Origin of the sequence: Faecalispora jeddahensis, from assembly GCF_000577335.1 — a bacterium.
GTDB lineage: Bacteria > Bacillota > Clostridia > Oscillospirales > Acutalibacteraceae > Faecalispora > Faecalispora jeddahensis.
Genome location: NZ_CBYL010000044.1, coordinates 1 through 26,856 on the forward strand (window position 1 = coordinate 1; position 26,856 = coordinate 26,856).

Annotated in this window: 26 protein-coding genes and 1 tRNA gene; 17 read left to right on the plus strand and 10 right to left on the minus strand. The window is 51.4% G+C overall.

All coding sequences use genetic code 11. The features are described from left to right. Positions 1-1,124, plus strand: a 1,124-nt coding sequence (locus TY09_RS14320) for an MATE family efflux transporter (protein ID WP_042435782.1), incomplete at its 5' end; no start/stop codon positions are given. Between the two features lie 121 nt (positions 1,125-1,245). Here TY09_RS14320 and TY09_RS14325 read toward each other — a convergent pair. Next, positions 1,246-2,196: a LysR family transcriptional regulator gene (locus tag TY09_RS14325; protein WP_042435785.1), complete on the minus strand. Its 951-nt coding sequence runs from the start codon at positions 2,194-2,196 to the stop codon at positions 1,246-1,248. Between the two features lie 337 nt (positions 2,197-2,533). Here TY09_RS14325 and TY09_RS14330 point away from each other — a divergent pair, with 337 nt between their 5' ends. Both TY09_RS14330 and TY09_RS14335 read left to right on the plus strand, forming a co-directional pair. Next, on the plus strand, positions 2,534-3,388 hold the full coding sequence (locus TY09_RS14330; RefSeq protein WP_042435788.1) for a DUF6282 family protein: 855 nt from the start codon (positions 2,534-2,536) through the stop codon (positions 3,386-3,388). Positions 3,389-3,483: 95 nt separating this feature from the next. Beyond that, a complete protein-coding gene (locus TY09_RS14335; protein ID WP_081759674.1) occupies positions 3,484-4,791 on the plus strand; it encodes an NRAMP family divalent metal transporter in 1,308 nt (435 codons plus the stop codon). An 86-nt stretch (positions 4,792-4,877) separates the two neighbouring features. Here TY09_RS14335 and TY09_RS14340 read toward each other — a convergent pair whose 3' ends face one another. Next, entirely contained in the window at positions 4,878-5,795 is a 918-nt protein-coding gene (locus TY09_RS14340) for a LysR family transcriptional regulator (RefSeq protein WP_042435791.1), read from the minus strand. 229 nt (positions 5,796-6,024) lie between these two features. Between TY09_RS14340 and TY09_RS14345 the strand changes: the two genes are divergently transcribed. Together TY09_RS14345 and TY09_RS14350 are read left to right on the plus strand one after the other, a co-directional pair. Next, complete coding sequence (locus TY09_RS14345) at positions 6,025-7,389, plus strand: acyclic terpene utilization AtuA family protein (protein ID WP_042435795.1); 1,365 nt, start codon at positions 6,025-6,027, stop codon at positions 7,387-7,389. A gap of 1 nt (position 7,390) precedes the next feature. After that, positions 7,391-7,702, plus strand: coding sequence for a DUF4387 domain-containing protein (locus TY09_RS14350; RefSeq protein ID WP_042435798.1), 312 nt, complete (start codon positions 7,391-7,393; stop codon positions 7,700-7,702). Positions 7,703-7,985: 283 nt separating this feature from the next. Here the strand turns inward: TY09_RS14350 and TY09_RS14355 are convergent, their stop codons facing one another. Continuing rightward, entirely contained in the window at positions 7,986-9,152 is a 1,167-nt protein-coding gene (locus tag TY09_RS14355; RefSeq protein ID WP_042435801.1) for a cadherin-like beta sandwich domain-containing protein, read from the minus strand. A 323-nt stretch (positions 9,153-9,475) separates the two neighbouring features. Here TY09_RS14355 and TY09_RS14360 point away from each other — a divergent pair, with 323 nt between their 5' ends. Further along, positions 9,476-10,018: a glycosyl-4,4'-diaponeurosporenoate acyltransferase CrtO family protein gene (locus tag TY09_RS14360; RefSeq protein WP_042435803.1), complete on the plus strand. Its 543-nt coding sequence runs from the start codon at positions 9,476-9,478 to the stop codon at positions 10,016-10,018. 138 nt (positions 10,019-10,156) lie between these two features. Here TY09_RS14360 and TY09_RS14365 read toward each other — a convergent pair whose 3' ends face one another. Genes TY09_RS14365 through ygiD form a run of 3 tightly spaced genes read right to left on the minus strand, consistent with a single transcriptional unit; the run spans position 10,157 to position 12,110 of the window. Further along, positions 10,157-10,690, minus strand: coding sequence for an HD domain-containing protein (locus tag TY09_RS14365; protein WP_042435807.1), 534 nt, complete (start codon positions 10,688-10,690; stop codon positions 10,157-10,159). Between the two features lie 42 nt (positions 10,691-10,732). Next, positions 10,733-11,284, minus strand: a complete 552-nt coding sequence (locus tag TY09_RS14370) for an NADPH-dependent FMN reductase (RefSeq protein ID WP_009063259.1) — start codon at positions 11,282-11,284, stop codon at positions 10,733-10,735. Between the two features lie 52 nt (positions 11,285-11,336). Further along, on the minus strand, positions 11,337-12,110 hold the full coding sequence (ygiD, locus tag TY09_RS14375) for a 4,5-DOPA-extradiol-dioxygenase (protein ID WP_042435810.1): 774 nt from the start codon (positions 12,108-12,110) through the stop codon (positions 11,337-11,339). 272 nt (positions 12,111-12,382) lie between these two features. Here ygiD and TY09_RS14380 point away from each other — a divergent pair, with 272 nt between their 5' ends. The 3 genes from TY09_RS14380 (at position 12,383) to TY09_RS14390 (ending at position 14,594) form a co-directional block, all read left to right on the plus strand. After that, positions 12,383-13,258 carry an NAD(P)/FAD-dependent oxidoreductase gene (locus tag TY09_RS14380; protein ID WP_042435813.1) on the plus strand — a complete coding sequence of 292 codons (876 nt, stop codon included), beginning with the start codon at positions 12,383-12,385 and terminating at the stop codon, positions 13,256-13,258. Positions 13,259-13,608: 350 nt separating this feature from the next. Further along, positions 13,609-14,085: a desulfoferrodoxin family protein gene (locus tag TY09_RS14385; protein ID WP_009063274.1), complete on the plus strand. Its 477-nt coding sequence runs from the start codon at positions 13,609-13,611 to the stop codon at positions 14,083-14,085. Between the two features lie 101 nt (positions 14,086-14,186). Beyond that, positions 14,187-14,594 (plus strand): hemerythrin family protein, encoded by a 408-nt coding sequence (locus tag TY09_RS14390; protein ID WP_042435816.1) that lies wholly within the window; start codon positions 14,187-14,189, stop codon positions 14,592-14,594. 352 nt (positions 14,595-14,946) lie between these two features. Here TY09_RS14390 and TY09_RS14395 read toward each other — a convergent pair whose 3' ends face one another. Genes TY09_RS14395 through TY09_RS14405 form a run of 3 tightly spaced genes read right to left on the minus strand, consistent with a single transcriptional unit; the run spans position 14,947 to position 16,228 of the window. Next, entirely contained in the window at positions 14,947-15,390 is a 444-nt protein-coding gene (locus TY09_RS14395) for a hypothetical protein (RefSeq protein WP_042435820.1), read from the minus strand. A 17-nt stretch (positions 15,391-15,407) separates the two neighbouring features. Continuing rightward, complete coding sequence (locus TY09_RS14400) at positions 15,408-15,866, minus strand: DUF1700 domain-containing protein (RefSeq protein ID WP_042435823.1); 459 nt, start codon at positions 15,864-15,866, stop codon at positions 15,408-15,410. A gap of 2 nt (positions 15,867-15,868) precedes the next feature. Next, a complete protein-coding gene (locus TY09_RS14405; protein ID WP_035316836.1) occupies positions 15,869-16,228 on the minus strand; it encodes a PadR family transcriptional regulator in 360 nt (119 codons plus the stop codon). A gap of 427 nt (positions 16,229-16,655) precedes the next feature. Here TY09_RS14405 and TY09_RS14410 point away from each other — a divergent pair, with 427 nt between their 5' ends. Together TY09_RS14410 and TY09_RS14415 are read left to right on the plus strand one after the other, a co-directional pair. After that, a complete protein-coding gene (locus TY09_RS14410) occupies positions 16,656-17,231 on the plus strand; it encodes a TetR-like C-terminal domain-containing protein (RefSeq protein WP_042435826.1) in 576 nt (191 codons plus the stop codon). A 141-nt stretch (positions 17,232-17,372) separates the two neighbouring features. Then, complete coding sequence (locus tag TY09_RS14415) at positions 17,373-19,148, plus strand: oleate hydratase (protein WP_042435828.1); 1,776 nt, start codon at positions 17,373-17,375, stop codon at positions 19,146-19,148. Between the two features lie 707 nt (positions 19,149-19,855). Here TY09_RS14415 and TY09_RS14420 read toward each other — a convergent pair. Then, positions 19,856-20,140, minus strand: a complete 285-nt coding sequence (locus TY09_RS14420) for a hypothetical protein (protein WP_042435831.1) — start codon at positions 20,138-20,140, stop codon at positions 19,856-19,858. A 60-nt stretch (positions 20,141-20,200) separates the two neighbouring features. On the opposite strand from TY09_RS14420, the gene TY09_RS14425 reads away from it, so the two are divergent. The 6 genes from TY09_RS14425 to TY09_RS14450 all read left to right on the plus strand — a co-directional run. Continuing rightward, on the plus strand, positions 20,201-22,516 hold the full coding sequence (locus TY09_RS14425) for a heavy metal translocating P-type ATPase (RefSeq protein WP_042435834.1): 2,316 nt from the start codon (positions 20,201-20,203) through the stop codon (positions 22,514-22,516). Positions 22,517-22,539: 23 nt separating this feature from the next. Then, entirely contained in the window at positions 22,540-22,767 is a 228-nt protein-coding gene (locus TY09_RS14430; protein ID WP_009061578.1) for a heavy-metal-associated domain-containing protein, read from the plus strand. Positions 22,768-22,795: 28 nt separating this feature from the next. Continuing rightward, a complete protein-coding gene (locus TY09_RS14435) occupies positions 22,796-23,059 on the plus strand; it encodes a metal-sensing transcriptional repressor (protein WP_009061547.1) in 264 nt (87 codons plus the stop codon). A 465-nt stretch (positions 23,060-23,524) separates the two neighbouring features. Further along, positions 23,525-25,483: a methyl-accepting chemotaxis protein gene (locus TY09_RS14440; protein ID WP_042435837.1), complete on the plus strand. Its 1,959-nt coding sequence runs from the start codon at positions 23,525-23,527 to the stop codon at positions 25,481-25,483. A 181-nt stretch (positions 25,484-25,664) separates the two neighbouring features. Next, positions 25,665-25,740, plus strand: a tRNA-Lys gene (locus TY09_RS14445). 368 nt (positions 25,741-26,108) lie between these two features. Beyond that, a partial coding sequence (locus TY09_RS14450; RefSeq protein WP_198133659.1) for a CotH kinase family protein occupies positions 26,109-26,856 on the plus strand: 748 nt, incomplete at its 3' end.

The following is a 26,856-nucleotide window of genomic DNA, read 5'->3' on the forward strand; positions in this document are numbered from 1 at the left end:
AGGCAAACGGGCGCGGTGATTTTGTGCAGGGGAAAAAAATTTCCTCTCAGCTGATCCTGCTGGCATTGCTGCTTGGCATTGCTTCCATCCCGGTGATGATTTTGCTGGCGTTTCCGATCTCGGCGATCGTCACGAAGGAAATATCGGATATTGTCTGGCTGTATCTCGTACTCAACGCGTTCGCGATGCCGTTCTATTTTATGGAGGCGGTCTATAACGCCGTCAAGAATGCCGCCGGCCAGCCCGAGGCGACATTTGTGCGGATGCTGTTGCTTCTGCTGCTGAAAATCCTCTTCAATTTCCTGTTTATTTATTTGATCCCCCTCGGCATCATCGGCTGTGTGATCTCCTCGGTGCTGTCGAACGTGATTGTCTGCGTGATTATGTTTTACGAGCTGTTTGTCCGGGAGTCGGAGGAAAAGCTCGAATGGCCGGGCGCTCATCTCGACCGCGAAATCGCCATGGATCTGCTGAGAATCGGCCTGCCGACGATGCTGTCGAGCGTGATGATGAACCTGGGCTTTTATCTGATCAACAACGAGGTGCAGAAATACGGCGCGATTGTTCTGAACGGCCAGGGGATTGCCAGCAACATCACGAGTATCTGTTTTGCGATGACAGGTGCGTTCGGCCCGACCGTGACGACGATGGTCAGCATGAATATGGGTGCGGGGAAGAAGGACCGCGCCCGCCGCAGCATGTGGATCGCCTGTGGATTCAGCGCGCTGACCGCCGTGGTGCTGATCGCGCTGATCGTTCCCTTTGTCGGTCCGCTCACCGGCTTGTTCACCCGCAACCAGGAGGTGCTCGACATGGCCCGCACCTCTCTGTACATCTACATTTATTCCGTTATCGGCTTTGGCGTCTGCATGGTGCAGCAGGGCGCATTTATCGGTCTGGGGCGCACGCGCATCCCGCTGGTCATCAGCATCCTGCGCATCTGGCTTCTGCGTTACCTGTTCATCCTGGCCACGGAGAGGTACCTCGGTGTACTTTCTGTGTTCTGGGGCAACCTGTTCTCAAACCTCGCGGCGGCCCTGATCATTACGCTGATGGTGCTGCGCATGCCATGGGAATCGGTTCTGCCGAACCGGGCTCCTGTGCCGCAGGAGGAGAGGGAATAAGTGCAGGTTGATCTTTTAAAAAATAAATTTTTGTAAAAAGCCCCGCATCACGCGTGATGCGGGGCTTTTCTGGCTCTTTTTTAGTTCATGAGAATCTGCGAAGGTACGCTGTGTACAGGAATTATTTATGGTTGGAAACCAGCTTATTGGCTTCTTCCTGCAGCATTTCACAGAAGGCTTTGATGTAGAAAGGCTGCCGAATATCCTTATGCCAGATCAACTCGATGCGCAGCGGGTATTGAAAGTTTTTTACGGGAAAGATGTGGATGTACTTGTCCGGGTCGCACTTGGCATTGTGCTCGTAAATCCGCAGCGACAGCATTTCAGGGATCAAAGCGGCGCATAAGCCCGACGCACACAAGAGAATATGCGTATCACAGTCGCTGATATGGTAGGGGGTATTTGACAAATGAATTCCATAGTCCTTTAGATGCTGCTGAATCATCAGGTTTACTGCACCTGTTTCGTAATACAGCGAAAAGGGAACCTCTGAAAAGCGCGAAAGATCTGCGCCCTGTTCAAATTCCTTCATTTCTTTGCTGCCAAAATGCTGCTGAAACAGACTTTCGCTGATGATCAGGTACATATGGTCAATGGCCAGGGGCATGGTATGGAACACCGGGTTTAAAGAAGCGTTGGCCCCCAGAAACAAATCAATGGTACCGTCCAGCAGCTTTTCCTCCAGAATCACGGTATCGTTTACATAGAAAGAAACGTCTACCTTGGGAAAATGCTCGTAATAGCGTTTGAGCATCAGCGGCAAGATGATCTGCGCGCGTGAAGTGCTCATCCCCACGGTAAAGGCGCCCCTGCGCCCGTCGGCAATTTCATGAATATTTCTCTCCATGTTGTTCTCTAAAATATGTACGCTTCGCAAGGCTTTGAGCATGGTTTCGCCCGCTTCCGTCAGGTGCAGATTCGGCTTTCGCTCGAACAGGGGGACACCGTATTCTTCCTCCAGGCGTTTGATGTGATCGCTGACGCACTGCTGCGTTACATAGGCTCGTTTTGCCGCGCGGCTAATGCTCAGCTCTTCGGCGGCCAAAAGAAAAATCTTAAAGCTTTGTTTCATCGCGGTTTCCCTTCCGTCGGCACAACCCGGCATTTCAGACACAAGAAATAACTTGTGAAAAAGCGAAATTTTCTTGTGCGATTTTTTGATCGTGATTTGATTTTATCGAAACGACTTTTCAAAATTACGATCATTATAGTTCGAAATGCCGGATATTTCAAGAATTTTCCATTTAATAGAAAAAAGTGAATATTTGATTCCAGAGCTCCTTACACAAGTGAAAGTTTTGATTCTGATGTAAAAATACTTGTTTTTCAAATGGGCCGTACCGTGCTACAATTTTGTTAATGAAGCTTCACGAAATGAATAGAAAATTGCGATATCGGGGGACTATTTTATGGAGTACTATCAACGAAAGGCGGCAGAGTTACTGGAAGGAGGCTATGATCTTCATGTTCACAGTACCCCTTCCCACATCGAACGAATACTGGATGACGTAGAGGTATTGCAGCAGGCAAGTGAAGCAAAAATGGCAGGAATTCTGATCAAAAACCATTATGAATCCACCGCTGCGCGGGCCATGCTGCTAAACAAGCGAAGTGGCCTTGCAACCAAAGCCTATGGCGGCGTTGTGCTGAACTGGCCGGCGGGGGGACTTAATCCATATGCGGCGGAAAGCGCGCTGAAGCTCGGGGCAAGCTTTGTATGGCTGCCAACCCGAGACGCGGCTAATTGTCTGGCATATGGAAATATGCCGGGTGACTTTTTCGACAGGCCGGGCATTTCTGTTCTGGATGAGAATGATAAGCTTCTGCCAGCAGTTTACGAGGTGCTGGAGGTCGTCAGACGGTATCATGCCGTGTTTGCTACCGGCCATGTCAGCCCAAAGGAGTCGGTAATCGCGTGTAAGGAAGCGCGGCGAATGGGTGTGCACACGGTTCTGACACACCCGGAGTGGGAACGTACCGTTGTACCCGGTGAGATTCAGGCGCAGTTGGCCGGGCTGGGGGTGGTGGTGGAAAAGGACTGGATCAATATTGCGGATGGCGCCTGCCCGGTGGAGGTAATGATGCGCAATATTCGCCTGGTGGGCTGTGAGCACGTGTTTATCGCAACAGACAGGGGACAAAAGGGAAAAGAAACTCCGAGGGAGGGGATGCTGCATTTCATTGAATTGCTGATTGAACAGGGCTTTTCTGACAGAGAAATCAAAACCATGGTTCATTCTGTTCCCGAGTCGCTGCTGATCTAAAGGCTGAACGGAGTCTGAAAATAAAAAGGAGGCGAGACGGTAAAAGAACAAATCATTTAGGATACGAAGCCAGAAAAATAGCTAGGGGTGAAGAAATGAGTAAAAATTTAGTTGAACAGGAAAACGATGTTCGCAGCCAGTCTGCCAATATCGAAGGGAACGATGAAACCGCTCAAGCGGGCGCAAATAACTTATGGGCAAAGCTGAAGAACATTTTGGGAACAGGACAGCAATCGGCTCTTTTGGGAGCGGCGTTCCTGATGTTTACCTCGGCAATCGGGCCGGGCTTTCTGATGCAGACGACGACTTTTACGGAACAGTACCGGAATTCTTTTGGGTTTGTCATTCTGGTGGTTACCTTTATATCCATTTTCGCACAGCTGAACATATGGCAAATCATTGCGGCCAGCAGGCTTCGGGCTCAGGATGTGGCGAATAAGGTTCTTCCGGGTCTTGGCCATATCATTGCGTTTTTCGTATCGTTCGGCGGTCTGGCTTTCTGTCTGGCGCACAACGCCGCGTCCGCTCTGGCCATGAACATCCTGTTCGGTCTTGATTACAAAATTGGCTCTCTTGTGATCGGAGTAATCGGGATCATTGTGTTTACATATAAAAGCATCGGCGTGGTTGTGGATAAATTTTGCGAGGTAACCGGGATTTTTATGCTGATTACGCTGATATATCTTGGGGTTGCCAGCCACCCGCCGGTAGGCCTTGCGTTAAAATCGACTTTTATGCCGAATGAGCTGCCCTTATTTCCCGTTGTCACCCTTATCGGCGGAACAGTTGGGGGATTTATCTGTTTTTCCGGCGGACATCGGCTTGTGGATGCCGGAATCGTGGGTCAAAAAAATTTGAAAAAAGTTGGCGGCTATGCAACTCTCGCCATTGTACTTACCACTATTGTAAGAATCATGTTGTTCCTTGCCGCACTGAGCGCCGTTGTATCCGGATTCAAACTGGATCCCTCAAACCCTGCGGCATCGGTTTTTTCATTCGTCATGGGGCCTGCCGGAGGCATTCTTTTTGCCGTGCTGATTTTCTCGGAGGCACTGAATTCCTTAGTAGGGGCAGCGTATACTTCCGTATCCTTCCTGAAAACCCTGTCCAAAACCATCTATAATCATGAAAGGGGATCGATTGTTGCTTTCATTGCACTTTCCACCGTTCTTTTTGAATTTATCGGTCAGCCGGTCAAGGTAATGATCCTTTCCGGAACCCTGAATGCGCTGATTCTGCCGCTGGCCCTGGGCTCTATGCTGATCGCCGCGCACAGAAAGGACATCGTTGGGGAGTATAAACACTCCAAGATCATGACAGCGATGGGGTGGGTGGTTGTCGCCATTGCAGGCTATATGGCGATTGTTTCCTTTGGTGGTATTCCGGCAATGTGGCTGGATTAAAAACATATTTTGGCAAGTGCCCGGGCTGCAGGTTTTCTTTTGCAGCCCGGGCACTTGTCATCGTAATTATTATTGGTTCACAAAAATTATTCTGCCCGCACCGCGTCGGCGATGATCTCGATCAGCGCGTCAAGCGCGTGGGTGCGGTAGGTGTCTTTTCGAAAGCACACAAACAGCTCGCGCTCCGAAATGCTGTCCGCAATTGGGAAATACACGCCATTTGTGTTGACATAATTCCCATAGTAAATTGCGGTGGAGGGCACAAATGTAAAGCCCAGATTCTCTTTTGCGAGCCGGTGGGCGACCTCGATGCTGTCGGTTTCGAGCAGCGTGCGGGGAATGCAGTGGGAGTCGGAAAAAATCTTTTCTGCCAGCGTGCGCATGCCGTGTCCCCGTTTCAGCAGAATGAACGGCGCGTCATATACCTCTCGCATATGCAGCGCCCGGTTGCTGACCCCCGTGCTGCAGCCCGGTAGATTTCGGTAAAAAAACGGCGGCGCCGCCAGGTAAATCTGCTCTTTGGCAATCGGTTCATAGCTCAGCCCGCTGATCTGCGGCAGGTATACGATCGCCAGATCCACCTGCCCGGCAAGCACCATTTCCGCCAGATTGTGCGGTGAGTTCTCCACCAGCTTCAAATCGAATTTCGGGTACATCATAAAAAAGCGGGGCAGGATTTTGTGTGTCATAAAAATGCTCATATGCAGCGACATCCCCAGCGTGATGCGTCCGATGCTGCCGTCCTGAATCTCCGTAATTTGCTGTGTGACGGATTCGTAAATGCTGTGGATCTGCATGCAGGCCGCGAGATATTTTTCCCCCGCGTAAGTCAGCCGCAGCGGAATGCTGCTGCGGTCAAACAGCGCCGATCCCAGCTCGCGCTCAATGCCGAGAATCATCTGGCTCAGGGCGGGCTGTGAAATATACAGCTTTTTGGCGGCCCGGGTAATGTTCCCCTCGCGCGCCACCGTCATCAGGGCTTCCATCTGACGCTCGTTGATCATGTTTGCACCTCTGGTTTCACGGTTCTGTTCCTTCTTCAGGCCAAAGCAGAAAAGAAACAGTGGGTTTCATTTTGTCCTATTTAAGCAGTGTTTTAATATAAGACAAAACTTATTATTTTTATAATCATTATAATATTTTACAGATATTCTTTTGTCAAGTAGAATAAAAACAAGAAATCATCACCTGATTCCTTCTCAGAATCATCTAAATGAAATGCGAGGTGCCTTTATGAAAAAAGACTTGCTTCGGGTGCTTGTTCCAAGCGGAATGCTGGGGTATGGCTTCCCTCTGGACAGCTTCAACAGGGGGCTCGCGATGAATCCCGATTTTATCTCGGTGGATTCCGGTTCTACCGACAGCGGCCCGCAAAAGCTGGCACTGGGCAGCATGACCTGCACGCGTAGCGCCTACACGGAGGAGATGGAGATTCTCATCCGGGCCGGGCTGGAGCACCATATTCCCGTTTTTATCAGCTCCGCGGGCGGTGACGGGACGAACCAGCACGTGGAGATCTTTGCGGATATTGCGCGCGAGCTGGCCCATAAGAACGGATGGAAGCTGAATATGGCGCTGATTTACGCGGACATTGACAAAGAGATCGTGCGTAAAAAGCTCGGCGAGGGAAAAGTACAGCCCTGTGGGCCGGTGGATTCGCTGACCGCGCAGGACGTCGACGATGCAACGGTGATTGTGGCGCAGATGGGCGCGGAACCGTACCTGAAAGTGCTGCGGGAAAATCCGAAAATCAACCTGATCATTTCGGGCCGCAGCTACGACCCGGCACCCATGGCGGCTATGGCGCTGCATAATGGCTTCCCCGCAGGGCTGGCGTGGCATATGGGCAAAATTCTGGAGTGCGGCGGCCTTTGTACCGAGCCCTCGAGCCGGTGTATGGTCGGTGAGCTTCATCAGGAGTATTTTGATCTGATCCCGCTGGGCGACAAAGAGCGCTGCACCCCCTATTCGGTGGCCGCGCACACGCTGTATGAGAAAACGCACCCGTACCTGCTGCCCGGCCCAGGCGGAACGCTCGACCTGTCCGGTTCCAAATTCGAGCCGGTAACGGAGAAAATCGTGCGGGTCAGCGGCAGCCAGTTCCGGCCCGCAGACCCGTATACCGTAAAGCTGGAGGGCGCAAAGCGCTGCGGCTACCGCTGCATCTGTGTTGCCGGTATCCGCGACCCGATTCTGATTTCGCAGATCGATCCCTTCCTCGACAGTGTGCGCGAGCTGGTGAACGGCCTGCCCGCAGAGCAGCGCGAGGGCAGTCAGCTGATTTTCCACGTGTACGGAAAAAACGGCGTGATGGGTGATCTGGAGCCGAACTCTGATTTTGTACCGCAGGAGCTGTGCGTGATCGTAGAGGTAGCGGCGCCCACACCCCAGGCGGCGCAAGAGGTCTGCAACCGCGTGCGTATCGGGCTGCTGCACAATCCCTATGAGGGCAGAATGGCTACCAGCGGCAATATCGGCCTGCCGTTCACCCCGCTGGAAATCCCGCTGGGCGAGGTCTGCGCGTTCAACGTGTACCACCTGATGCAGGTGGATGATCCGGCTGCCTTGTTCCCCATTCAGTATATCGAGGTGAAGTAGCATGACATATTTAAAGGATATTGCGAAAATCATCCGCAGCAAAAATGCCGGCCCGTTCGAAGTGACGATGGATATCATCTTCCAGAACGAAGAGGATTACCGCCGGGTGCTCGACAGCGGCGTGATCAACCGCGAGCTGGTTTCGAAGCTGTATCATATTGATCCGGGGAAGATCATCACCCTGAGCAGCTTTGACGCGGCGCGCGCCATTAAAATTACATTGCCCCGCCCGCGCAAGCAGGGCTCGATCGGCGAGACCGATATGCACGCCGCCCAGCAGCACGTGCCGCTGATGCTGATTGAGCTGCCGTGAGACTGCCTGCCGGTGAATAACTGCCTCCTTTTGAATCATTAAGATATAGAAATAGAAAAAGGCCGCCCTGTTCCGCGTCCTAGCGGAACAGGGCGGCCTTTTTTCGATGTTTTTCGCGGCCTCGCCGCAGAGTTTCTGTGAAACTTTTTCCATTACCGGAATAAATCCATCAAAATTGGGCGATCTTTTATTCATTCATACAACGGTACAATTCGCTGGATGCACCCGCTCAAAAACTGCTGGACTGATGACCTGTAAAACAGGCCTTGAAAATTCCCGCCCGTTAACGCTTTCCTCTGTTGTTCCAGACATTCCAGGCCGTCAGTGCGGTCAGAACTATCACACAGCAGGCCAGAATCCAAATTGGCAGGCTGTCCGTCTGCCCGCCGACGATGTACAAATTCCTTGTGCCGCCCGTTTGCACAGCTTCCGGCTCTGCCGCTATTCCCGGATTTGCAGCGGCGAGGGGAGAGGTGCTTTTGGACGAGGATTTCGAAGAGGACTTGGAGGAAGCAGATTTGGAAGAGCTGCTGCCGGAGGCTTTGGAAGAAGTGCTGCCGCTGCTTTTCTGAGAGGAGGAGGGTTTCTCCGCAGTCTGTTTTCCGGTGCTTTGTTTTTCCGGAGAGGAGGAGGCCGCGGGCTTGGCGCTTTCCTCCGGTTCCGCAGAGCCAGGTGACTCGGCCCGGTTCACGCGGATCAGGTACTGCGACTTGCTCTTTTTATTCTCCGCGGTTACGGTCACAACGATTTCGGTCGTTTCGCCCGCCCGCTGCAGCGACTGCCGGTTCACCCGCACTGCTCCGCCGTCCGCCGCGTCCGCCTGAAATTTGACCGAGCTGATATTTGAGCCGACCCGCAGCTCGTATTCCGCGATATCGGACGAAAAATCGGGGCGCAGCCTGCCGGTGGAGGGTACCAGGCTTAGCAGGCTCGCATCCTGCGACAAAGCGGGCTTGATGGAAAAGGAGAGCTGTGCTTCTCTGTCGTACTGCGGCAGCAGGCGCTCGGCCCAGTCGGCGGTTTGGTCAATCTGAACCGCAATGCCGGCGGAGCCGGGGTCGGCATCCTCCGGTACGGAAAAAATAAAAGTAATGCACACGCCGTTCAATTTGGGCGCCGAAAGGCCATCGCAGGCATACACGCCGGTCACACTCTCTCCGTCGTCGTAAAACTGAAACGCACCGCTTTGAATCTGATCCGAGGTTTCTGTCCGCAAAAAATGCAGACGTGCGCTGTCGTACTCCAGCCGCGCACGGAATGCGGCGGGCTGTTCACCCTCAGCCAGCGCGCCGGAATTCGCCGAAAGCTCCACGCGTACGGTTTCGCCGGGATAAACGGATTCGGCAGAAAGGGCGGCAGAAAAATATTCTGTCGCCGCTGCAGCGACATGGCAGGGATAACCAATCAGAACAGCGCATACAATCATAATAAGCAGGCATCGTATTTTCATTGAGAACGCCCTTTCCATTTTGGGGGAATATGGAAGAACCGCTTTTTTCTTATATTACCACACCATGCCGCAAAGCCGCAATATAGCGGCCCAAAGCGCCGGAAGAAACATTTCGTTCATATTTTATTAACATTTTTGTTGTAAAAAAGACTATGATATTAGTATCCTCTTGGCGTAAGCGAAAGCAGAGATTTGGCGCCCGAGAGCATAGGATCATTCGCTCAATGCTTCCGAAAAATAGGGGTGGGATTTTCTGAAGCCGATTCGATGATGGATGATTTGACCAAAAGCACTTGCTGCTATTTTTTGAAGAAGGAATTGTTATGTTCAAGAATGCTACTCTGACTCACGCGATCGTATGGAATGTCATGATGATCACCATGTGGCACTGTGTGGTGTTTTTTGCCTGCGTTAAACTGCCGAAGCAGACGTTTGATCCCTCGAAAAACCGTTATCAGGCATTCCGCTGGGAGCAAAACGGCCGGTGGTACCGCACTTATCTGAAAATTCAGTTGTGGAAAGACAGCGTCCCCCAATATATTGGAAAAGACGGCTTCTCGAAAAAGCATCTGACGCGCGTTTCTCCGGAATATATCGATGAGTTCATGCTCGAGACCTGCCGCGGAGAATGGATGCACCTGAAAAACTGCATCTGCGTGGTTGTGGTTATCATCGTCAATTCCTCGTGGGTGATGGGCCTGGTGTTCTCCGGGTTGATTTTTCTGGGGAATCTGCCGTTTGTGTGCATTCAGCGCTACAACCGTTTTCGCCTGCAGACGCTGCGTGAAATTCTCATTAAGGAGCGGGCGCGGGCCCGCCGCTTGGAAGCCCGCAGCAAAGAAACCGCTTTGCGGACGCTTTCCTGAAATTGACGGTGTGAACGTAAAAGAAAAACACTCGGTGCGCCCTTTCGGGCGACCGGGTGTTTTTGATGAGTGGCGGACAAAATAGAAAAAGCGGGCGGTATGATCATACCGCCCGCTTTTTTATCATCGTCTGTCTGTTCAGGGCTCCTTGGTGGAACGGCAGAAGAAGGTTTCCCACAGGGAACAGCATTTATCTGCCGCGCAGACAACCGCGGATTCGCGGAATCTGGGGCAGCTCCCGAGTGTGAGGGGCCACATGTGCTTTTCAATGATATCGCGCTCCCGCTCGCTCAGCGGGAACAGGCGCTCGGCGTTTTTCAGCGCCGCCTTGGGATGCGTAAAGCCGTGCAGCCCGGGGCGGTCCGGCGCCTTTTCATGCCAGTCGTACAGAAAAAAGTCATGCAGCAGCGCGCCGCGCACCAGGCTGTTCAAATCCGCGCGCAGCCCCAGCCTGCGACAAATCCAGAAGCTGAGCTCGGCGACCGCCACGCTGTGTTCCAGGCAGCTGACCGAGCCGTGCTGAATAAAACGCTCCATTTGAAGCACCTGCGGGTGATCCAGAAGCTGCCGCGCGTACCGTTCAAACTGCTCCCGCTCCTGCGGCGTCAGCGATACGCGCAGACTGCGTGCTCGCCGCGAGGGGGGCGGTAATTGTTTGCTGCTGTTTTCCATGGATTGCTTTCTCCATCTGAATTGCATGGGTTTCAGCCTGAATTATTTCTCCGCCCTGGCCAGATCGACCAGTGCGTTCACGAGGCCGGACAGATACTTTTTCGTATTCTCGTCCTGCAGGTTGCCGTCGGCGTCAAACTTTTCCCGCGCGAACGCGACAAAGACCTCGGGCTGGTTCAAAAGCTTCAGGTTCAGGATCACGGCTACCTGGCGCAGATGATACTGTGCGCGGGCGCCGCCCAGCGCGCTGCTGGAAACGCTGAAGAGCGCCGTGGGCTTGCCGGAAAGCGGCTTCGTGGCATCGCGGGACGCCCAGTCCAGCGCGTTTTTCAGCACGGGGGGAATCGAATAGTTGTATTCAGGGGTCGCGATCAGCAAAGCGTCGGCCTCGGCAACCTTTTTCTTAAACTCCGTCACAGGGGCCGGCAGCTCGCCGCCCTCCAGATCCTGATTGAAAAAAGGAATCGCGGAAAGATCCAGAATTTCAAGCTCGGCGCCTTCGGGCAGCAGTTCCTTGGCCGCACGCAGCGCGCCGCGATTATAAGAGCCTTTGCGAAGGCTTCCGGTAAATCCTACAATTTTAATGGTGTCCATAATTACAATTGTTCCTTTCACTTTCAGTACGGCTTTGCAGGGCCGCTCTCATTTATGGCTGAAACAGGTAGCTGGTCATAGACAGCGAACCCATCAGACAATCCTCGTTAAAAACAGTCAGCCGATCTTCCTCGTTCGACGCCCCCAGAACATACAGCAGGGGATAAAAGTGGTCGGGCATCGGGAACGCCATTTTGGCGCAGGAACCGGCTTTTCTGTAATCCACCACATCGGGGAATCCTCTCTTTTGGATTTTGTCCCGAATATAGCCGTCAAATTCCTCGGCCCACGAAAATCCGCTCTCCGCTTCCCACTGGATTCTTGCCAGGTTATGCACGATGTTTCCGCTGCCGATGATCATAACACCCTCATCCCGCAGGGCGGACAGGTCCTGCCCCATCTGAAAGTGCGCCTGTGCGCCGGCGGTGCCGTCCACACTCAGCTGAACCACAGGGACGTTAGCCTCGGGAAACAGATGGCACAGCACAGACCACGCGCCGTGGTCAATCCCCCAGCTGTTGTCTGTCTGCACGGGAACAGAAAGCAGCTCCTGCGCGCGGGCGGCCAGCTCCGGCGAGCCGGGCGAGGGATAATGCACCCGGTACAGCTCTTCGGGGAAGCCGTACATATCATACACCAGCCGCGGCGTTTTGGTATCCATGATTCTGGTCCCGTGGGTATACCAGTGTGCCGAGATCATCAGGATGGCCCGGGGGCGCGCCAGCTGACGGCCGATTTCCTGCCACTTTTTCGTATATTTGTTGTTTTCCACCGCGTTCATTGGGGAGCCATGTCCCACAAACAGCGCAGGCATTCGTTCCGGCATAAGAATCCTCCTTACAGACGCTGGGGTTATGTTTTGTTTGATGAAGTAAACGGCAAAATTTTCCTGCCGCAAATTTATTATATACCGATTTCTGCAAGAAAACCACTGTGATTCCGACAGTTTTTCAGGGCCGCGCGCACGGCCCTTTGATTGTTTCTATCGAGAAAATGAGATTTGTAACTTGATCACGATACTTTTCTTTTTGAAAATGATATACTATACTAGAATAAAATTCCATCGAACATCGAAATCGGAAAAGGAGAGGCTCAATCATGGCAAACATCGTGATCGTCGGCAGAGGCCCCGCTGGCATCTCCGCCGCTCTTTATACCCTGCGCGCCGGAATGGCAACGACAATTATCGGCAAAGACAATGGGACGCTCGAAAAGGTAGAGAAGATCGAGAATTACTATGGATTCCCCGAGCCGATCACCGGAACAGAGCTGGTACAGACCGGGCTTCAGCAGGCAAAGCGCCTGGGCGCCCAGATGGTGGAGGATGAAGTGGTCGGCATCTCGTATGACGGGCGCCTGACGGTCAAGACCACGCACGGCGAATACCCGGCAGACGCGCTGATTCTCGCGACGGGCTCCACCCGTTCCGCACCGCGCATCCGCGGACTGCAGGAGCTGGAGGGTCACGGTGTGAGCTACTGCGCCGTGTGCGACGGCTTTTTCTACCGCGGCAAAGAGGTAGTGGTTCTGGGCAACGGCGACTACGCCATTCACGAAGCGCTCGAGCTGCTGCATACCTCAAAATCCGTTACGGTTCTCACGAACGGCAAAAAAATGCTCGCTTCCGTGCCGGAGGGCATCGGGCTGTGCACAAAAGAGATCCAGTCGCTCGACGGTGATCAGGTTCTGAGCGGCGTGCGTTTTGAGGATGGTACCTCACTGACTGCCGAGGGCGCATTTGTGGCCGTCGGCGTGGCCGGCAGTACCGATCTTGCCCGCAAGCTTGGGGCGGAAGTGGAAAACAATAAGATCGTCGTCGATGAAAATATGGCGACGAATATTCCGGGGCTTTACGCGGCCGGGGATTGCACCGGGGGCCTGCTTCAGGTTTCCAAGGCGGTTTACGAGGGCGCAAAGGCCGGGACGGAAGCGGTTAAATTCCTGCGTTCCATGGCCAAGACGGCAAAAGCATAATAACGCCATGCCGCCGCGCGGTTTTGGCTGACTCGCCGGTCTGCTTTGCAGGCCGGCGTTTTTGCGTTTTCTCGCGGCGGTGATTTTTCATTTTCCGTCATATGGAGCGGAGAGGCTATAAAGTTTCAATTATGTAGAGAAATTTCTTAAAATAAAGAATGATTATTATTTATTTCCTCAAATCGGCGGAAAACCCTTGCGTTTTGATCGAAAAAGCGATAAGATGAGATTGAAATTTCTGGCAAGAGGTCTTATTCAATCAAACAGAACGGCTGCAATTTGTCGTGCGGCGGCTGTCGCGGCTTTGGGGCGGAGCGGCTGTTTCCAAACATGAAAAAGGAGTGGAAAATATGAAATCTGCTGTTTTTTATCAGTGTAAGCATTGTGGGAATTTGGTGGCGCTCATCGGCTTTGGGGGCGGCACATTGGTCTGCTGTGGGGACCCGATGGTACAGCTGCAGGCCAATGTAACCGACGCCGCGCACGAAAAGCATGTGCCGGTAGCTCATGTGGAGAACGGCCGCCTGATCGTTGAGGTTGGCTCTGTGGCGCATCCGATGACCGCCGAGCATTATATCGAGTGGATTGCGTTGGAAGACGGCGACAGGCTGGAAATTGTGAAGCTGCACCCGGGCGACAAGCCGAGGGCAGAGTTTACTTATCATCCGGGCGAGGCTCACGAAGAAATTTTCGCGGGCGAAAACGATGAGATCGTGCCCAACTGTGAGGCCAACCCCTGCAATTTTGTGTACCGCGAGGGAGAGACTTCTCACGCGGTGGTTTACGCGTTCTGCAATCTGCACGGCTTGTGGAAAGCGGAGCTGTAAAGCAGAATCGCCTTTATTTGCGGCTCTCAAATGAATGGAATACAGGGCTCAGCGGGTGCGAACAAGCGCCCGCCGCGCCTGGACATAGAGGAGTGCTATTGATGGCTTATACATTGACAAGTGACCTGGTTACAAATAACAGTATGATCGATACGCAGCACAAGCAGCTGTTTGATGCGATCAACGCGTTGTTAGAGGCCTGCTCCAAGGGTCAGGGGCGTGCGGAGATCGGCAAAACGCTCGATTTTCTGAGCAAATATGTGGACAAGCATTTCTCCGATGAAGAAAGACTGCAGCGCCAATATGCGTACCCGGAGTACGAGAAGCACCACAAATTCCATGAGGAATATAAAAAGACCATTCGTGAGCTTCAGCAGGAGCTGAACCAGAATGGAGCGAACATAGCGCTCGTGGCCAAGGTCAATACCGCAATCGGCGGCTGGCTGGTCAACCACATCAAGCGCGAAGATTTGAAGATGGCAAAGTTCATCCGCGAGCATCAGAAATAAAAGACGTTGATCGTTCACATTCCTCCAATCAGGGTATTTACAAAGATCACGATTATTCCGCACACCGCGGGGCGATGACCGATTCATTGGTAAATGTCTTGATAGGAGGATTTGTTTTATGGAAAGCTCAATTTGGGTCCACAAAAGCCGCTCTGCTGATTTTTAGGTCAGAAGAGCGGCTTTTTGAAGGATTCCAATGCCCGAATCAAACTTTTCATTTTTCTGATTGCTTCCTCGAATAGTAATATCCCTACGGCTTTGCCATAACCAGCCGCCGAAACAACGGTTTTTTTATTTCCGTTAAGCAGTTTTTGGGAGTAGATATTCGAAGACATATTTTAACTGCTACTGTTCATCTTTTGATGTACATTCCAAACAAATCATCAGCATATGAAATACTGATGGTGGTGCTGTCCTTTGTCAGTAAAGTACCTACTGAAATATAATCGTCATTGATTTCTTCTGAAACCTTTTCGACTTCTGAAAATCCGGATTCTTTCAGAGCCTTAATATACTGTTCCGATTTAAATTGTGTCATATCGGATAACTCAAGATGACAATATTCTTTATCCGGGTCAATCCACCCACGCAATAACGTACCTAATTCTGGTTGCGGTATGTTGGCAGTATATTCGTTTTCAGGCCATTCTTCAGTATCCAGCATAACAAAATTTTCAGGCAAAGCATTTCCAGAATGATCAGCGTTAACTCCATTATCAGATAAAGAAGTGTTACCGCAAGCAGTCATAAGCGCAATAAGCATTGCGACAAGAAATACCCCACAGGCTTTTTTCATTTTATTTCCTCCAATCTCTATTTCTTCTTTCGGGTAAGACCAATCATAAGGGCCACCGCAACAATGGCAAATATTAGTCCAATTATTAATAAGGCGCTCCAAATATCAAAAGGCCAAAAACCATTAACCGTAATTTGTGTCATGGAATCGGCCTGACCGATTGTATTATCAGGGAGTGCGGAATGTTTAGCAACGAAAGCGGAAATCAGGCAGAATACCGCAATGCCACATGAGCAATAAACCGCTAATAACTTTCTCCTTCTTTTCCTATACTGCGCTCGGTTGAAGCCAATGGTTTCTTCCATACTTTCTGCAAAATCCTTTGGCGTTCCCAATCTGTCAATTACTTGCTTTTCGGTTTCTCCATGCTCTTTCGCGGAATCAAACGCTTCGTTTAAATCCCGGATAATTTCACGCTTTTGGTTGCGGGAAACAGATAATTCCTTTGTAACCTTCTTTATATATTCCTCTCTCATATTCAAGCCTCCAAATCTTTTACTATGTCAATAAAACTATCAACACATACCGTATAGCTACGCCAAAATGAAATCAACTCGCACAAGGTTTCTCGTCCTTTAGCAGTTAGGGAATAATATTTCTTTGGACCGCCATTTGCTTGTGATGAAGCGATCCGGCATTGAACTAGACCAGCATCTTGTAGGCGATATAGCATTGGATAAATCGTACCCTCTTTGGCATAACCAAATATTTTGCCGCCTGTTTCATTTAATTCTGTAATAATTTCATATCCGTAAGTTTCCTTTTTAGCAATCAGACATAGGAGTATCATTTCAAATGACCCCTTTTTGAATTGCTGAATATATTTACTATCCGCCATAATCACTTCTCCTTTTCCATGGGAGATACATAGTTTTGCTAAGTAGCTATACATAGTATGGGCTCAATTTTTGATTTTGTCAATATAGGCGACAGACAAAGCGTTTTTCCCTCTTTGTCTGCTACATTACTTATCTGTTGATTGTCTATCTCGTTATTATTGGTGTCTTGGTATTTGCTTCCTTATGCACCCTGTCCATTCGGTGGCGGATTGTGTCATGCGCGGCGCGTTGTTCCGTATTGATATCATTATGATTGAATAGAAGAATAACGGATGGTATAATATAGGCAAACATGATTTTTGACGGCAGTGAAAAACTGCGGGCGGCTTATCACTTAAGAAACCAAAAGAATCCCAGGTACATCATTTTCACAATTGCGGCCCATGTAGGCTTTGGCCGTAAGATCATAACAGGAAAGGTCATTGTATGTCACAAATAACCAAACGGGCACTGGAAGAATCCCTGAAGAAAATGCTGCTGAAAAAACCGGTCAACAAAATCACGATTTTAGACATCACGGAAGATTGCGGAATCAGTCGTATGACTTTTTATTACCATTTTAAGGATATCTACGATTTGATCGAGTGGTCTTGCGTGGAAGACGCCGCAAAGGCACTGGACGGAAAGAAAACGTATGACACCTGGCAGCAGGGATTCCTTCAAATCTTTCAGGCTGTTTTAGAAAATAAACCATTCATTCAGAATGTGTATCAGTCGGTCAGCCGGGAGCAGGTGGAAAATTATCTGTATACCCTGACGCACAAATTGCTGATCGGGGTGGTCGAGGAAAAGGCCATGGGAATGGACGTTCATGACACCGATAAGGAATTTATTGCCAATTTTTATAAATTTGCGTTTGTCGGTCTGATGCTGGACTGGATCAAAGACGGAATGAAAAAAGACCCGCAGCAGATCATCGACCGGCTCAGCATCCTGATTGAAGGGGACATTACAAGGGCACTGGACAAATATCGTTTGGATAGACCCCATCAAAACCCCTGATATGATAAAAAATAATACAATTGAAACGCCGTGATCAAACTCTGATCACGGCGTTTTTATTGTTTATGGTATTTTTTGTGGGAAAAGCTAAACTGAGTAATGTAAGCAGAAGATACAATAACGAAAGATGGAGGCAAGATGATGTATTATTCCAGCGGAAACTATGAAGCCTTTGCACGCCCGGAAAAGCCCGAGGGAGTTGACCGTAAATCCGCCTATATTGTCGGTTCCGGCCTGGCCGCTCTCGCGGCGGCGTGCTTCCTTGTTCGCGACGGGCAGATGAACGGAAAACGGGTTCATATTCTGGAGAAAGACCCGATCCCCGGCGGAGCCTGCGACGGTTACCATTATGACGGCCTCGGGTATGTGATGCGCGGCGGCCGCGAAATGGATAACCATTTCGAGTGCATGTGGGATTTGTTCCATTCTATCCCGTCCATTGAAACTGAGGGAGTCAGTGTGCTTGATGAATACTATTGGCTCAATAAGCACGACCCGAACTACTCTTTGATGCGCGCGACAATCAATCGCGGCGAAGACGCCCACACAGACGGTAAATTCGACATTTCCGACAAGGGCGCTATGGAGATCATGAAGCTCTTCTTTACACCGGACGAAGAACTGTATGATAAGCGCATTGAAGAGGTCTTTGACGATGAAGTCCTGAATTCTAACTTCTGGCTGTACTGGCGCACCATGTTCGCCTTTGAGAACTGGCATAGCGCGCTCGAGATGAAGCTCTATATCAAACGCTTCATCCATCACGTAGGCGGCCTGCCGGATTTTAAGGCTCTCCGTTTCACAAAATATAACCAGTATGAGTCCATGATTCTGCCGATGATCAAATACCTGGAATCCCGCGACGTTCAGTTCCATTACGGCACCAAGGTCGTAAACGTGGAATTCGACATCCAAAAGGATAAAAAGGTCGCAAAATGCATCACGGTCATCCGGGATGGCAGTGAGGAAAGCATCGATCTGACCGAAAACGATCTCGTCTTTATCACCAACGGCGGCTGTGTCGAAAATTCCTCTCTCGGCGATCAGAATCAACCGGCGCCCTTCAACAAAGAAATCAAAGAAGGCGGTGGTTGGGATATGTGGCGCAAGATCGCGGCGCAGGACCCGTCCTTCGGCCATCCGGATAAATTCTGCTATGATCCGGAGCAGAGCAACTGGATGTCCGCAACCGTGACGACGCTGGACGACCGCATTCCTCCCTATGTGCAGAAGATTTGCAAACGCGATCCCTTCAGCGGCAAGGTGGTCACCGGGGGCATTGTTACCGTTAAGGATTCCAATTGGCTGCTGAGCTGGACATTCAACCGCCAGCCGCAGTTCCGCAGCCAGCCGAAAGGCCAGCTGGTGGGCTGGGTTTACGGCCTGTTCAGCGACAGGCCCGGCAACTATGTGAAAAAGCCGATGCGCGAGTGCACCGGCAAAGAGATTTGCATGGAATGGCTGTACCACATGGGGGTTCCGGAAAACGAGATTGAGGATATGGCGGAGCACAGCGCCAATACCATCCCCTGCATGATGCCCTATATCACCGCCTTTTTCATGCCCCGCAGCGCGGGGGACCGCCCCGCCGTTGTGCCGCAGGGCAGCGTGAACTTCGCGTTCCTCGGGCAGTTTGCCGAAACGGTGCGCGATACCATCTTCACGACGGAATATTCCATTCGCACCGGCATGGAGGCTGTCTATACCCTGCTGAACATCGACCGCGGCGTGCCGGAGGTCTGGGGCAGCACCTATGATATCCGCGATCTGCTGAATGCGACCGTCCAGCTGCGCGACGGTAAAAAAGTCACGGATATGGATCAGAGACTGCTCGAGAGATTGGCGCTCAAAGCGATCCTCCGGAGAGTGGAAGGCACCGATATTGAAAAGCTGCTGAAAGAATATCATGTCATTTGATTTGTCATAATGCGAAGAAAAGCCGCTGTCCTGTAAGGGATCAGCGGCTTTCACTGTTCTGCCTGTCGGAATGCAAAAAAGCGCCGGATTTTTAAAAATCCGGCGCTTCCTTTTACAATGTGACAATTTTTCTCATATCTGTATTTTATTCTTGCAAAGAACCCCAAATAATGGTATTATTTACCGGTAAGGCATGATTAAGTGCAAAGCAGGGACGAAGTGCTAGGAACACCTCGCCCCCTGCCTACGGAGAGCTGGCCTCCATAAGCAACGGCAATGCCGCACTTGCAGTCACAGTATAACTCATTTTTCCCCTTTTGTATAGGGGATTGTGGCAAAAATGGGAATCCCACCAAAGCGGGAGTTGTGTATTGCACTTGTGATATCGGGCGCTGTGTTTATGGGAGCATCCCTTTTAGGATTCCGTGACACGCGCTTTTTTGCTGCCTTACAGGCAAGTCCCGGCACGGGCCGGAAGATGTTCCATGAACATTCCCCCGGATTTTCATGCTAAGGCGATGTTAGCAGTTCATCGCCAGTCCCGGCCCTGCCGTCCTTGTCTGTAAGAAGGCCATTTCTGCACGCACTTTGGTGCAGACACTCGGCCATCCCGGCCGAAAGCGCCGTTCCTTTAAGGAACGGCGCTTATTTTTTGCAGACTGAGTCTGCACACACGTCGCGGAAAACCCGCAGAAGAATTCACTCTTTCAATCAACGATCAAAAACAAAACAACTACCCGCCCGGCCTGAGAATTAGCCCCTGTACCAGCAAAAGCTACCTCTGCAGCGAATCCTAAAGAAAAAATCATTTGAAATTTGTACCATAATAAAAAGAGTACAAGAAAACTCTCCCGGCATGAAAAAACGCCCGGCTCCCGCAGAAATCCCCGCATAAAAGCCGCCATATAAAAAACAAAAATTTTCAAAAAAATAGAAAGATCAGAATTCGGGCAGGCTATCTTTAAAGAAAAAATTTCTGTTACTCTTGACAAACACGCACTGAGGGAGTAAAGTATAGGTACACCCCACCCGGGGTATAGGGAGGTGGCTATATGAATCAAAAATATAATGTGACCGGAATGAGCTGCTCCGCCTGCTCCGCCGCGGTGGAGAAGAGCGTAAAAAAGCTGGAGGGCGTGGAGGACGTAAACGTCAACCTGCTTTCAAACAGCATGACGGTTCATTTTGATGAAAGTATTCTCGATGACAACAGCATTATTTCAGCGGTGGAAAGCGCGGGCTACGGCGCCAGCGTCTTTACCCACGGGGCGGCTCCGGCCGCGCAGAAAACGGTGGACCCGGTTCAGGAAGAGCTGAAATCCATGCGCATGCGGCTGATTGTGTCGTTTGCGTTCTGGATTCCGCTGATGTACCTGGCGATGCACCACATGCTGAAAGAGTGGATCGGCCTGCCGGTGCCGGACATGATCAAAAACGCGTTCCACGGCGCAGAGAATGGGATTCCGTTTGCGTTTACCCAGCTGCTTCTGCTGATGCCGATCGTGTATGTAAACCGCAAATATTTCCAGGTTGGCTTTAAAACGCTGTGGAAGCGTTCGCCCAACATGGATTCGCTGATCGCCATCGGCTCCACGGCGGCGATCGCCTACGGCATTTTCGCCATCTATAAAATCGGCTATGCGCTGGGCATGGGCGATATGATGATGGCCGACCATTACCTGATGGATTTGTATTTTGAGTCTGCGGGTACGATTTTAACGCTGATTACCCTCGGTAAATATCTGGAGGCGCGCTCAAAGGGCAAAACCTCTGAAGCGATTTCAAAGTTGATGGATTTGGCGCCGAAAACGGCGGAGGTACTGCGCGACGGAAAAGAAGTGGAAATCCCCGTCGAGCAGGTCAGAGTGGGCGACATCGTGCTGATCCGCCCCGGAAAGAGCATCCCGGTCGACGGCGTGATCGTGGAGGGCTCCTCCGCGGTTGACCAGTCCGCGCTTACCGGCGAGAGCATCCCGGTCGAAAAGACCGTGGGCGATTCCGTCATCGCCGCTACGCTGAACAAAACCGGATTTTTCAAGATGGAAGCCAAAAAGGTAGGCGGCGACACCACTCTGGCGCAGATTATCGAGCTGGTGGAAGAAGCCAGCTCCTCCAAAGCGCCGATCGCAAAGCTGGCGGATAAGATCAGCGGCGTGTTCGTCCCGATCGTTATCGTGATCGCCCTGCTGGCTGCTGTCGTCTGGCTGGTGCTGGGGCAGTCGTTTGAGTTCGCGCTTTCCATCGCGATTGCGGTGCTCGTGATTTCCTGCCCCTGTGCGCTTGGTCTTGCAACTCCCGTGGCCATCATGGTCGGTACGGGCAAGGGGGCTTCCAACGGAATTCTGATCAAATCGGCCGAAGCGCTCGAAACGGCGCATACCGTGGGCGCTGTGGTGCTCGATAAAACAGGCACCATCACCGAAGGCAAGCCCCGGGTAACAGATATTCTTCCCGCTCCCGGCATTCAGGTGCAGGAGCTGCTTACCGCCGCCGCGTCAATCGAAAAGCCGTCGGAGCATCCGCTGGCGGAAGCGATCGTCGAAAAGGCCGCCGAGCTCACTCTGGAGCTTTCGCCGGTCGGGGACTTCCAGGCTGTTTCGGGCCGCGGAATCCTCACCAGCATTGGCGGCGAGCCGTATGCGGCCGGTAACCTTGCATTGATGCAGGAGCAGAAGGTAGATACCGGCGCTCTGCAGCAGCAGGCCGAAGCCTTCTCCGAGCAGGGGAAAACCTCGCTGTTCTTCGCAAAGGGCGGCCAGCTTCTCGGCGTGATTGCCGTGGCCGACGTGATCAAGCCCACCAGCCGTCAGGCGGTGCGTGAGCTTACCGCAATGGGCATCGATGTGATCATGCTGACCGGCGATAACAAACGCACAGCCGAAGCGATCCGCAGGCAAATGGGTATCGACCGCGTAGTAGCGGAGGTGCTGCCGCAGGATAAGGAAGAAGAAGTCCGCTCCATACAGGAGTCCGGCAAGCGTGTGGCCATGGTCGGCGACGGCATCAACGACGCCCCCGCACTGGCTAGGGCCGATGTCGGCATCGCCATCGGTGCCGGTACCGATATCGCCATCGAATCCGCAGACATTGTGCTGATGAAGAGCGATCTGATGGACGTGGTGACAGCGATTCAGCTGAGCCGCGCGACCATTCGCAATATCAAAGAAAATCTGTTCTGGGCGTTTTTCTACAACAGTATCGGCATCCCGCTGGCGGCCGGCGTGTTCTACGTGCTGCTGGGCTGGAAGCTGAACCCCATGTTCGCGGCGGCGGCGATGAGCCTGAGCTCCGTGTGCGTGGTGACGAACGCCCTGCGTCTGAAATTCTTTAAGCCCCGCCGCCGGTTTGACGGGGAAACGGAAATTTGACAAATCAGAAAGGAAACGGTACTATGAAAAAGTTACTTGCAATTGAAGGAATGACCTGCGAGCATTGCCAGGCGCGCGTGGAAAAGGCTCTGAACGGGATCGAGGGCGTACAGGCCAAGGTAAACCTGAAGCACAAAGAGGCCACTGTTACCCTCAGCCGCGACGTGCCGGACGAGGAGTTTTCGAAAGTGGTGGAGGATGCCGGCTACAAGCTGGTTTCTGTGAAAGAGAAGAAGGGGCTGTTCGGCTGATCCGGCTCCGAATAGGGAGGTGGTAAGGATGCAGGCAGACAGAGAAAAAACGCTGCGGATGCTCAAAACGGCCCGTGGCCAGATCGACGGCCTGATCCGCATGGTTGAGGAGAATCGGTACTGTATCGATATTTCCAACCAGCTGATGGCCACACAGGCGATTTTGCGCAGCATTAACCGCGAGGTGCTGCACGCGCATTTGACCGGCTGCGTCAGTCAGGCACTGGGCAGCGAAGAGCAGCAGAAAAAAATCGATGAGATTATCGGCGTAATGGATAAACTCTCGAAATAATTGACTTAAAAAGATTCTGCCGGAAGGCAGGATCTTTTTTTATGGAGAATATGCTTTCGTTTCCGCAATCCGGAATTTTTCGCCGATGTGACAAAGGTTTTTCCGTATCGTCCTATCCCTCAAAAAAAGGTTGATTCCTTTTCACCGGAGGAGAAGAAGAACAGAATCGCCGTTTTTGAACTAGAGTGTATTCCAAGTTGCTTCTATAGAGTTTTGATGCTTTTTCTGAAAAATACAGCAAATTTCGCAAACTGACAAAATTCTACAGTTATTCTTTAATAGCTCGTAATTTCTCCATCTTTTTTCGCTTTTCATGCTATTTTCATTCAAAAAAAGCACACATCGGCCGATAATTATAATTAGATATATTGTAAAAGGTAGAAAGCCCTGTCAGTAGCCGAAATACGGGTGCCGGCTATTATTTTTCGACCCGGTTAAATTTTCGCAAGGGAGAGAATAGACGCTGTGAAATCTTTAAAAAGAAAGTTGCATCTTTTCATAATGATACTGGTGCTGTTCACCAACATAATGGCTACGGGAATTACCTGTTGGCTGTCCTACCTCAATTCCATGACGCAGGCCGAGCAGACCTCGTCATATCTGGCGGAATCCTACAAGCAGTACTTGGGTTCTGAGCTGGACGAGTACCGGAGAGAGGTAGAGGAGGTTGCGAAATCTGCAATGTTAAACTCTGCGGATGCGGCGGTGCAGCAGCAGTATTTGCAGGAGCAGGCCAGACAGGAGGGCTTTGTGTATTTCGCGCTGGCCGACAGTCAGGGCAATACACAGCAGGATGGAAATGTGTCACAGGAAAAATGGTTCCAGTCCGCGAAAGGCGGAGCGGCCTATATCGCCGACCCGGTCAAGAGCCGCCGCGGCGACGACCTGACAGTGACCATCGGTGCGCCGGCAAGCGGCGGCCAGGTAATGTATGGCGAAATGACATACGACTCGTTTGCCAAAATGCTCGATTCCATTAAAATCGGCGGCGAGGGGTATGCTTTTGTCATCAGCCAGGACGGAAAAACCGTGCTGCACCCCACCAAAGACACGGTAGCAAATCCGGTGGATTACGCCGAAAAGGTTAAAACGGACCCAAGCGTAGCGCCCGTGGCGGAGCTGTACCGGCGTGCAGTAACCGGAGAAACCGGCATCCAGTACACGGTTTATCAGGGCCAGAAAAGACAAGTGGGCTTTACACAGATTTCCGGCCCTGAAAAATGGGCGATCGCGGTTTCCCGTCCGATCAGCCAGATCATGCAGGATCTGTACCGCACCTTGCTGATCAACGTGGGCATTGCGGTGCTGCTTCAGCTGATCACTCTGGTAGCCGCGGCGATGTTTGCGACTCGTTTGGCCAAGCCGATCGAAGAAGCCACCGAGAGAATCGAGCTGCTGGCGCAGGGCGACCTGCAGACCGATGTGCCGCAGGTGAAGGGCCGCGATGAAATTGCCCGCCTCTCCAGTGCCTTGGGCCATACCGTGCAGCAGCTTCGACTGTATATTCAGGATATTTCCCACGTGCTGGACGAGGTGTCCCGCAATAATCTGGCCACAGAAAGCGGTGTGGAGTACCGCGGCGATTTCGCCCCGATTCGGGAATCGCTGGCCCGGATTTTGAATTCGCTCAACGAAACCTTCGAGGGAATTTCGCAGGCGGCGTACCAGGTGAACGCCGGCGCTGAAGAGATGGCTCTGGGTGCGCAGAATCTGGCGCAGAACTCTGCAGAGCAGGCCAGCACGGTAGAATCGCTGAATACGTCTTTGCAGAATGTTTCTGAGCATGTCAAGAACAATGCCTCCCACGCTACCTCTGTGGAGGGGCTATCGAATGAAACGATCCGGTTCGTGCAGCAGGGCAATGAGCAGATGAACCAAATGCTGCAGTCCATGCGCGACATCGATCATGCGGCAAACGAGATTTTGAATATCATCAAGGTGATTGACGATATTGCGGCGCAGACGAATATTCTGGCGCTGAACGCGGCCGTAGAAGCGGCGCGTGCAGGCTCAGCCGGCAAGGGCTTTGCCGTGGTAGCGGACGAGGTGCGCAGTCTGGCTTCAAAGAGTGCCCAGGCGACCACGACTACCTCTGACCTGATTCAAAGAGCTATAGATTCCGTAAAAAAGGGAATGGTAATCGCAGATCAGACCGCGAAATCGCTTGACCAGATTGTAGAAAAGAGCGGTCAGGTCAACGAGCTGATCAATCGGATTGCCGAGGCTTCCAACGAGCAGGCCAAAGCGATTACAGAGCTGGACAACGGCATGATGCAGATTTCTTCCGTTACACAGACGAACTCTGCAACCGCAGAGGAAAGCGCGGCGGCCAGCGAAGAGCTTTCCAGCCAGTCCGAAATGCTGAAAGAGCTGATGAAGCGCTTCCAGATAAAAAGCGGTACGATCGTAAAAGACGAAGAATAAATTTTAAAACGCAAACTCAGATGTTCCGGGCGGGGGAATGATTCCCCGCCCGGACGTATGATGAGAGCACGGCGGGGAATTCTATTTTTCGGGTCAAAACGCGTTTTAAATGAAAAAAATCCCGTTTTGTGTTGACAAGCCCCGGTTCAATTGCTATAATATACAAGTTCTCAACTCAGATGAATCATTAGCTCAGCTGGCAGAGCACCTGACTTTTAATCAGGGTGTCCGGGGTTCGAATCCCCGATGGTTCACCAATAAGAAAAGCTCCCTTAAAAAAGGGAGCTTTTCTTATTGGTGATGCCGGGCAGAAAGCCTAGAAAAAGCGGCAAAGAGAGTGGAGCTGTAAGAAAGCAGGAGAAAGAGGGCTTTACCGCGGGACGCGGGCTGGTATCGCGCCACCCGAATCCCCTATAGTTCACCCAAAACAGTCCATCCATTAGGATGGACTGTTTTTTTATGTGTTTCTCTACACTGCCGCCAAGAGCAGCGATACGCGAAATGGAAAGCCTTTGTTTCCGGATCATTTTTTCAGATTGTTTTCAGAGTACAATGCTATAATCTGCGAAACGACCATCACCGAGTGAAGAAACTGAGATAAAATATCGTATGAGGAGATTTCAATATGATAAGTAAGAGAAAATTTTGCCCGTTTTTATCTGTTTTACTGGTAATGGCCTTATTGTTGTCGGCCTGTTCAGCAGGCACAGGCCAAACCGCTTCGTCGGAATCCAATGTGGCTTATGCTTCGCAAATGAACAAAAATTCTGTGATGACAGTTGAAATTACCGCTGACCCTGATGAATGGCAAACGATGCTGGAGAATGCGTCACAAAAAGAATACATTTCTGCTGATGTTACAATCAATGGAACAACAATTCAAAATGTTGGAATTAAGCCTAAAGGGAATTCCAGCCTTAAGGCTGTTGCAGAAAATGACGACAGCGATCGATACAGCTTTAAAATAAAGTTTGACGAATATGTCGATGGTCAAACATGGATGGGTTTGGATCAGCTGGCGTTGAATAACAATTATTCTGATGCGACATCCATAAAGGAATATCTCAGCTACGATATTATGGATTACATTGGAGTGGATGCTCCGTTATTTTCTTATGCCAGCATCCGCGTAAATGATGAATCCTGGGGATTTTACCTTGCGGTTGAGGTCCTGGACAGCAGTTACCTAGAACGCACCAAGGATGGTGAGGGCGAACTGTATAAGCCTGATAGTGTAGAGATGGATGGAGGGAATATGGCGAATCCGCAGGGTGGGCGGCCAGGCGATACGTCGGGAGCTGAAAGTGCCGCATCCTCTGCTGCTTCTTCTGCGGTAAGCCAGACATTCGGCGTCTCATCCGATGCAAACGAGC

Coding starts and splice junctions, on each gene's coding strand:
- TY09_RS14365 (WP_042435807.1), bottom strand. CDS start 10,690: ATGGAAAACAGCAGCAAACAATTACCGCCCCCCTCGCGGCGAGCACGC.
- TY09_RS14355 (WP_042435801.1), bottom strand. CDS start 9,152: ATGAAAATACGATGCCTGCTTATTATGATTGTATGCGCTGTTCTGATT.
- TY09_RS14390 (WP_042435816.1), top strand. CDS start 14,187: ATGGCTTATACATTGACAAGTGACCTGGTTACAAATAACAGTATGATC.
- ygiD (WP_042435810.1), bottom strand. CDS start 12,110: ATGCCGGAACGAATGCCTGCGCTGTTTGTGGGACATGGCTCCCCAATG.
- TY09_RS14370 (WP_009063259.1), bottom strand. CDS start 11,284: ATGGACACCATTAAAATTGTAGGATTTACCGGAAGCCTTCGCAAAGGC.
- TY09_RS14340 (WP_042435791.1), bottom strand. CDS start 5,795: ATGATCAACGAGCGTCAGATGGAAGCCCTGATGACGGTGGCGCGCGAG.
- TY09_RS14380 (WP_042435813.1), top strand. CDS start 12,383: ATGGCAAACATCGTGATCGTCGGCAGAGGCCCCGCTGGCATCTCCGCC.
- TY09_RS14335 (WP_081759674.1), top strand. CDS start 3,484: ATGAGTAAAAATTTAGTTGAACAGGAAAACGATGTTCGCAGCCAGTCT.
- TY09_RS14345 (WP_042435795.1), top strand. CDS start 6,025: ATGAAAAAAGACTTGCTTCGGGTGCTTGTTCCAAGCGGAATGCTGGGG.
- TY09_RS14350 (WP_042435798.1), top strand. CDS start 7,391: ATGACATATTTAAAGGATATTGCGAAAATCATCCGCAGCAAAAATGCC.
- TY09_RS14360 (WP_042435803.1), top strand. CDS start 9,476: ATGTTCAAGAATGCTACTCTGACTCACGCGATCGTATGGAATGTCATG.
- TY09_RS14430 (WP_009061578.1), top strand. CDS start 22,540: ATGAAAAAGTTACTTGCAATTGAAGGAATGACCTGCGAGCATTGCCAG.
- TY09_RS14435 (WP_009061547.1), top strand. CDS start 22,796: ATGCAGGCAGACAGAGAAAAAACGCTGCGGATGCTCAAAACGGCCCGT.
- TY09_RS14385 (WP_009063274.1), top strand. CDS start 13,609: ATGAAATCTGCTGTTTTTTATCAGTGTAAGCATTGTGGGAATTTGGTG.
- TY09_RS14405 (WP_035316836.1), bottom strand. CDS start 16,228: ATGGCGGATAGTAAATATATTCAGCAATTCAAAAAGGGGTCATTTGAA.
- TY09_RS14400 (WP_042435823.1), bottom strand. CDS start 15,866: ATGAGAGAGGAATATATAAAGAAGGTTACAAAGGAATTATCTGTTTCC.
- TY09_RS14425 (WP_042435834.1), top strand. CDS start 20,201: ATGAATCAAAAATATAATGTGACCGGAATGAGCTGCTCCGCCTGCTCC.
- TY09_RS14415 (WP_042435828.1), top strand. CDS start 17,373: ATGTATTATTCCAGCGGAAACTATGAAGCCTTTGCACGCCCGGAAAAG.
- TY09_RS14395 (WP_042435820.1), bottom strand. CDS start 15,390: ATGAAAAAAGCCTGTGGGGTATTTCTTGTCGCAATGCTTATTGCGCTT.
- TY09_RS14410 (WP_042435826.1), top strand. CDS start 16,656: ATGTCACAAATAACCAAACGGGCACTGGAAGAATCCCTGAAGAAAATG.
- TY09_RS14330 (WP_042435788.1), top strand. CDS start 2,534: ATGGAGTACTATCAACGAAAGGCGGCAGAGTTACTGGAAGGAGGCTAT.
- TY09_RS14325 (WP_042435785.1), bottom strand. CDS start 2,196: ATGAAACAAAGCTTTAAGATTTTTCTTTTGGCCGCCGAAGAGCTGAGC.